This is a genomic window from Psychrobacter sp. JCM 18903 (genome assembly GCF_000586475.1).
Taxonomy (GTDB): Bacteria; Pseudomonadota; Gammaproteobacteria; order Pseudomonadales; family Moraxellaceae; genus Psychrobacter.
On record NZ_BAWJ01000008.1, the window covers coordinates 156,147 to 162,339 of the forward strand.

Annotated in this window: 6 protein-coding genes, 1 tRNA gene and 1 pseudogene; 3 read left to right on the forward strand and 5 right to left on the reverse strand. The window is 39.9% G+C overall.

Going from position 1 to position 6,193, the window contains the following annotated elements; translation table 11 throughout:
• Window positions 1-107 precede the first annotated feature (107 nt).
• The 4 genes and pseudogenes from TT12_RS17035 to TT12_RS07600 all read right to left on the reverse strand — a co-directional run bounded on the left by TT12_RS17035 (window position 108) and on the right by TT12_RS07600 (window position 2,045).
• On the reverse strand, window positions 108-275 hold the full coding sequence (locus TT12_RS17035; protein ID WP_243443489.1) for a hypothetical protein: 168 nt from the start codon (window positions 273-275) through the stop codon (window positions 108-110).
• Entirely contained in the window at window positions 257-466 is a 210-nt protein-coding gene (locus TT12_RS17040) for a SirB2 family protein (protein WP_243443490.1), read from the reverse strand. The genes TT12_RS17035 and TT12_RS17040 overlap by 19 nt, the downstream gene beginning before the upstream one ends.
• A gap of 92 nt (window positions 467-558) precedes the next feature.
• Window positions 559-881: pseudogene (locus TT12_RS07595) on the reverse strand (BolA family protein).
• A 351-nt stretch (window positions 882-1,232) separates the two neighbouring features.
• The gene (locus TT12_RS07600; protein WP_045453551.1) at window positions 1,233-2,045 is read right to left on the reverse strand and encodes a M48 family metallopeptidase; all 813 of its coding nucleotides are present in this window, start codon (window positions 2,043-2,045) and stop codon (window positions 1,233-1,235) included.
• A gap of 653 nt (window positions 2,046-2,698) precedes the next feature.
• On the opposite strand from TT12_RS07600, the gene TT12_RS07605 reads away from it, so the two are divergent.
• Window positions 2,699-2,773 (forward strand) — tRNA-Gly (locus tag TT12_RS07605).
• Window positions 2,774-3,061: 288 nt separating this feature from the next.
• Window positions 3,062-3,853 (forward strand): glucose 1-dehydrogenase, encoded by a 792-nt coding sequence (locus TT12_RS07610; RefSeq protein WP_045453552.1) that lies wholly within the window; start codon window positions 3,062-3,064, stop codon window positions 3,851-3,853.
• A 214-nt stretch (window positions 3,854-4,067) separates the two neighbouring features.
• Here TT12_RS07610 and TT12_RS07615 read toward each other — a convergent pair whose 3' ends face one another.
• Window positions 4,068-5,303, reverse strand: a complete 1,236-nt coding sequence (locus tag TT12_RS07615) for an amidohydrolase family protein (protein WP_045453554.1) — start codon at window positions 5,301-5,303, stop codon at window positions 4,068-4,070.
• Window positions 5,304-5,733: 430 nt separating this feature from the next.
• Between TT12_RS07615 and TT12_RS07620 the strand changes: the two genes are divergently transcribed.
• Window positions 5,734-6,093: a hypothetical protein gene (locus TT12_RS07620; protein ID WP_045444104.1), complete on the forward strand. Its 360-nt coding sequence runs from the start codon at window positions 5,734-5,736 to the stop codon at window positions 6,091-6,093.
• Window positions 6,094-6,193 lie beyond the last annotated feature (100 nt).

Sequence of the window (6,193 nt, forward strand, 5' to 3'; positions counted from 1 at the left end):
TAAGATAGCAAAAATAATGAGATTAAGATATTGAAAATATAGCAATTATTAAATATCTTCAATGCTAGTAATATAAGTATTTGTGCAATTAAAATATGATATGTTTATTAAAATAAGTTGCCGGGTTTAGCAAAGGCAAGTACCACAATGCCCACATATGCCGCTCCAGCAATAAGAATACCGGTTTTTCTTTGGCTAGATGTGGCGTTATTATTAAACGTTTTGATACTGGCACTGATAGCCGCAACGAGTAAGATTACTTTTGCAAATACCATTGTATGGGTGCATTGGCACTCATCAGCTGCATTAGCATGACTGCCCCTGACACAATAATGAGGGCATAGAGAATGTGCGAAGAGATTTTAACCACGCGTGGTGCTTGCTTGTTTGAGCTTAATACCAAATAGCTCTGATATAAAAACAGGGCAATGAGCAATACAGCCATGAGCATGTGTAGATGTTTCATGAGATATTATTTCCTTTAAAGGTGCAGTTTCAGCGCTTACTGGTTACATATAATTATGGTATGGAAAATACTATCTTCGCAATAGTTCGTTATTAGCCCTTGTTTTGTCCAGCACATAACGGACTATCAGGCTTTGACCTTGCCATTCTATTGGGGTGTAAGCATGAATCGCTAAAGCATGGATTTGACCGCCTTGCGAGGTTAATAAGGAGTTTGCCAGTCCATATACAAGCTGATGGCGTGCGACCAATCTTTTGCCTTCAAAAGCATCACTAACAATCGTAAGCTTAAAATGGCTTTCTTTACCATCAAAATAACCAGAATGATTCATTGATTCATTCAACAATTCTATATGTTGCGGCTGCAACGCTTGTAGCTCAGCATTGAGAGCATCAGTGGTCGGTGTTTTACTCATAATAATCTTTCCATATATTTTGCCTAATAGTACTTGGCGGTATCATACTTAGCAATTTGTGAATTGCAAATAATGCCCATTATAGCAGACGCTATTAGCGGTAAAACCTGCTATTAAGTGGCGTGTGCCTGTAAGCGATTAAACTTTTGAGCAATCCTGTTTCTAAAAAATATAGCAATGAAAGATATTCTTTTTAACATACTGTCTTAATGACGAGAGCTAATAGCTAGTCATGGCAAGTAGCGGTATCTGTTAGCTATCAGCATAAAAAAGCAGAGCACAATTGATAACCTGTACTCTGCTTCTATAAGTAACAGCCATTTACTCAAAGCATGAAATCTAACAATCTCGTTAGCGACGCGCTTTTTGATAAAGCGGCATCACTTTAGGCATTAAAGATTGCAATTGAGCAATACGGTTGCTGCTGGTCGGGTGAGTGCTTAAGAACTGCGGTGGCTCACCTTGACTCGCGCTTTGCATTTTTTGCCATAAGGTAACCGCTGCTTGCGGATTATAGCCAGCACGTGCCATTAACTCTAGACCAATTTGATCGGCTTCAGCTTCTTGTGTGCGACTGTGTGGACGGCTCAGTCCCAAATCCCCAGCAACGTTTGCTAGTTCAGCTTGACCTTGTGACAGTCCAAAGATGCTAGCAGCCACGCCGATACCAGTCTGCGTCGCATACTGACGCGATAGGCGCTCACGTGAGTGCTCACGTAGCGCATGTGACATCTCATGACCCATAATAGCCGCAATCTCGTCATCGGTGAGATTCAGGCGGTCAATGATACCCGAGTAAAACATGATTTTGCCACCCGGCACCACAAAGGCATTCAGCTCATTAGATTTGATCGTATGAACTTCCCATTGCCATTTCGCCGCATCTGGACGGTAGACGCCGACCTGACCGACCAAACGATTAGCGATGTTCTTTAAGCGATTAAGCTGAGCTTTATTGGTATCTAGTACGCCGCGCGCTTTTGCTTCTTGCAACGTTTTGGCATAACTCTGTGCAGACAACTGCAAAACTTGCTCACTAGAAACCAGTAATAGCTGCTGACGGTCAACGCCAACGGCACCAGTACTGGTGGTGCTGGTACAACCTGTCAGTGCTAGTGCCGACAATGAAGCGGCCATCACGGTGCTGGTCAGTAATTTTTTCATAATAAACATCCTCGCTGTAAATGATAAAAAGTAAAATAGAACAAAGTGGCTATTAATAATAAAGCGGTTGTCGTTAAAGTGATTATCGTTGAAATAATTATCGTTCAAATGACTCGTGTTACATTTTTTGTGGCATAGAGAGTTGAAGCAGCAAGTAAGGCAATTTTTTATTAATGTTCTACCTATGTTTGCTACGTGACCTCAACAGTAAAATTTTACCCGAACTGTCATTAGGCATAAGTATAATAATGTTACTAAGGCAAAACCAATGCAGGAAAAGTAACAATACAGCGTAGGATTGTAAGTGAGAGGGACGTTGACACCAACAAATCTATTTTTCGTGACTAACGTCTATAAACTTGATAGGCGGCATAAATCTCAGTCAAAAAATAGTCTCATAGGTAATGAGATATTACCTACAAGGACAGAGCTTTAGATTTTTAACATTATTCTGAAAAATAACTGATATTATTTTAAATAAATAATTATCGCTAAATCAATTATTTATGATAATTACATCAATAAATAGCGAGTTAAAGACATAATATTGGAAATAAACGTTAAAAATGAGGTTGACAGGATTGGAATATCTGATAGAATAGCCAGCCTATCGAGACGGAGTTGTTGTTAACAACACTACAATTCGATAATCAGCGGGAATAGCTCAGTGGTAGAGCATAACCTTGCCAAGGTTGGGGTCGAGAGTTCGAATCTCTTTTCCCGCTCCAAATATGGCTTGAAAAAGCATCAAAGCCTCACTTTATTGTGAGGCTTTTTTTGTCCTGATTTTAAGGGTTGTCATTGTTTCTTAAGAACATTTCGATGACATTCCAAGTTACTATCGACGGAATTCACGACATAGATTACTAAAAGTTGCAGCGCCAAAACTAATTTACAAAAGGTGGTCAATTTGACACATTAGCCTCAGTTCAATCATGCATAATTATATAGATCGTTTAAACGTATATAACAACAAATAATCTATCTATAAATAATGATGATAATAAGGAATAATTATGCAAGAATTCAAACATAGAGCATTTAATGAATTATTTGATCTGTCAGGAAAAACTGCGATTGTGACGGGCGGTGCAAATGGTATTGGTAAAGCAACGGCGCTACGTCTAGCACAAGCTGGGGCAAATATCGCTGTTGCTGATTTAAAACTAGAAGATGCAAAGGCTGCGGTCAAGGATATCGAAGTGTATGGTGTCAAAGGCTTGGCAGTCGAATGTAATATCTTAAAAGATGAAGATTTGGTTGCTATGGTAGATAAGGTCGTCGCTGAATTTGGCACGGTCAATATTTTAATCAATAATGCTGGTGGCGGTGGCGGCGGTCGTGAAAACCCAGCCACAGCATCGGTCGATGATATTCGCCGTGACTTTGAGTTGAATGTTTTTAGTGGCTGGCGCTTGTCGCAATTATGCGTGCCCCACATGAAAGCATCGGGTTATGGCTCGATTGTATTTACCACTTCGATGTCGAGTATCAATAAAAGCCCGAACATGAGTGGTTATGCAGGATCGAAAGCGGCTGTCAATCATATGGTGGCGAACTTGGCACATGATTTTGGCCCTGAGGTACGTGTCAATGCGGTTGGACCTGGTGCCACGCGTACTGATGCGTTAAAAACTGTACTAACACCAGAAATCGAAAAGAAAATGCTAGAGCATACGCCGATTCAACGTTTGGGTGAAGCCGATGATATCGCTGGTGCTATGCTGTACTTTGCCGCACCACTATCTGAGTGGGTCAGTGGTCAAACCATATTTGTGAATGGCGGCGGTGTGCAAACCTTAGACTAAGTTTATCTGCATATGAAAGTATTTAAACTATGATGTTAAAGCTATAGTAAATAGTAAAAAAGCCGTTATGAAAAGCGTCGTCCAACGTATAGTTGGGTGACGCTTTTATCGTTTTAAGCCTATGTTTCATGATGAAGGTGCTGGCGCATTGATAGGCTGCATCTTTCAACTGACTGAATATGCTCAATTGATGATATTCAAGTTACTCAAGTTATTAAAAGCAAATATGGGCAACCTCATTGCAAAAGGTTTGCTTGCCATTTTTAAAGCCTGCTATGGCTTGTGAATTGATTCTAATCGCTTCTACCGCGTCTTTCGCTTCTAATATGACTAGGGTAGCCGGTGCTCCTACTTTAATCTCCGTTTGCCGTGACAAAAGCTTCGCTGCATTTTTGCTAATCATATCGAATACCTCCGCTATCTGCTCATCTTTTGCTAATTGAGTGATATTGGCATACATATTTGCCATTCTAATTAGTGAGGCATCACCGTAAGGCGTGAAAGCATTTAAAATATTATTGCTAGAAATAGTCGTATTGATGCCCATTGCTAATAGCTCATTGGCGTTGACCATGCCTCTAGGAATGAGCGCATCATAATCACGCCCATTCAAAAATATGTCGGTGGCTGGTAACACCGTCAAGGTAATGTCAGCGAATTTCAGTAACGCAGCCATTTCTATACGCTTGTCTTTGTCCATCGCCGATAATTTAGTCACATGACCAATAGACACGCGACCTTGATAATGGCGCTTGATGGTTTCTTCAACCAATTTTGGAATGCTCGAGCCTTGTGGATCCAGATCAAAATCTAAATGAAAATCAACATCGACGTCAAACTGCTCAGCCAAGTCAAACACCATTTTAATATGCTTGTGAGGATACTCATCTTTGTATGGACAGCCGCCAACCAAATCAGCGCCTTGTGACAATGCCAGTTTTAATAGCTCATAAGTATGCAGGTCATTGGTCAATCCTGATTGCGCAAAGGCGCAAATCTCTATATCGATGGCAAATGCATAGGTATCGCGGGCTTTTTTGATGGCATTAAAGGCGCGCATCTCTGTTTTTGAATCTGTTTCAACAAAGGTGCGCAAACCAACGGTGCCTTTTTTAATCGCCATCTCAATCACTCGTGAAGCACGATTGAACACATCTACTTCCGTAAAATCCTTTTTAGCCTTACCTGTTTCTTCAACAGCCTCGTTTAAATCACCTTGCTCTATAGTACAGCGATCAAGGATGCAGGCTTTATCAAGGTGAATGTGGCTCTCATAGAATCCTGCACAGACAAAGTAACCTTTAGCATCGTAAATTGCTTTTGGCGCATCATCATGTTCAGGTTTTTCCGAAATGTCGTCAATGCTCTCAATATAAGCGCCGTTTATACTGATATTGACCAAGTTTTTATGATTGGGTAATTGGGCATTTTTTATAAGTAAATCGGGCATCGTTTTTCCTTAGTTGTTTGCTTGGAGTGATTCAACGATCAATGGCATTTTAGTGTCAAGAGTGGGGTTTTAAACTTTAAACTCGCATGATTATTCGATGTTTTTATTTTTTCCTACTCAACGGTCGTTTTTTGTTCATGAGTGGTTAGGGGTAAGCGTCATCGAGTCTAATATATGGAATATAATGACTACCGCTACGGTATGTAGACTTTGTTTATAAATAGACTATATGGTTTTTACCAAAAAACATACTTAGTTATTGATATTTTATTGTTATAATTATCTTATAATTTTTGAGTGTAAGTTAAGATATACTAATAATAAAAAGAGTAAATAATAAGCTGGATTTAGCTTCATACCTTGAAACTACGAAGGCATTTCTGTGATGGAATGACTTCATTTAAATACAATCAGATAAATAGGAAAAAGTATGTCAAATATTGATGAGTCGTTACAAGAATTAATGAATCTTGATGGTGCAATGGGTGGCTGTATCGTCGACTATATGTCAGGCATGGTACTTGGTATGGCTGGCGGCGGCGTTGACTTAGAACTTGCAGCAGCAGGTAACTCGCAAGTGGTAAAGGCGAAGGTAGCAACAATGAAGTCATTAGATATCAAAGGTGAAATCGAAGATATGTTGATCACCTTGGAGTCTCAACTGCACATCATTCGTCCTACAGCCAAGCATGAAGACTTGTTTATTTATTTGGTGCTTGATAAATCAAAAGCCAATCTTGCATTAGCCCGCCGTAAGGTACAAGCCGTAGAAAATAAACTAGAGGTATAATTCGGTTGGTCGTGTTCAAAAAATGAGTGATTTATCAAACTCTCCTTGTTGCTTATCGCGCCTTAAATAAGACAAGAGTGGCAACAAAGTTAAATTCGCT

Excerpts from the sequence above, each read along its gene's own strand:
- TT12_RS17035 (WP_243443489.1), bottom strand. The coding sequence starts at position 275 with ATGGTATTTGCAAAAGTAATCTTACTCGTTGCGGCTATCAGTGCCAGT.
- TT12_RS17040 (WP_243443490.1), bottom strand. The coding sequence starts at position 466 with ATGAAACATCTACACATGCTCATGGCTGTATTGCTCATTGCCCTGTTT.
- TT12_RS07600 (WP_045453551.1), bottom strand. The coding sequence starts at position 2,045 with ATGAAAAAATTACTGACCAGCACCGTGATGGCCGCTTCATTGTCGGCA.
- TT12_RS07610 (WP_045453552.1), top strand. The coding sequence starts at position 3,062 with ATGCAAGAATTCAAACATAGAGCATTTAATGAATTATTTGATCTGTCA.
- TT12_RS07615 (WP_045453554.1), bottom strand. The coding sequence starts at position 5,303 with ATGCCCGATTTACTTATAAAAAATGCCCAATTACCCAATCATAAAAAC.
- TT12_RS07620 (WP_045444104.1), top strand. The coding sequence starts at position 5,734 with ATGTCAAATATTGATGAGTCGTTACAAGAATTAATGAATCTTGATGGT.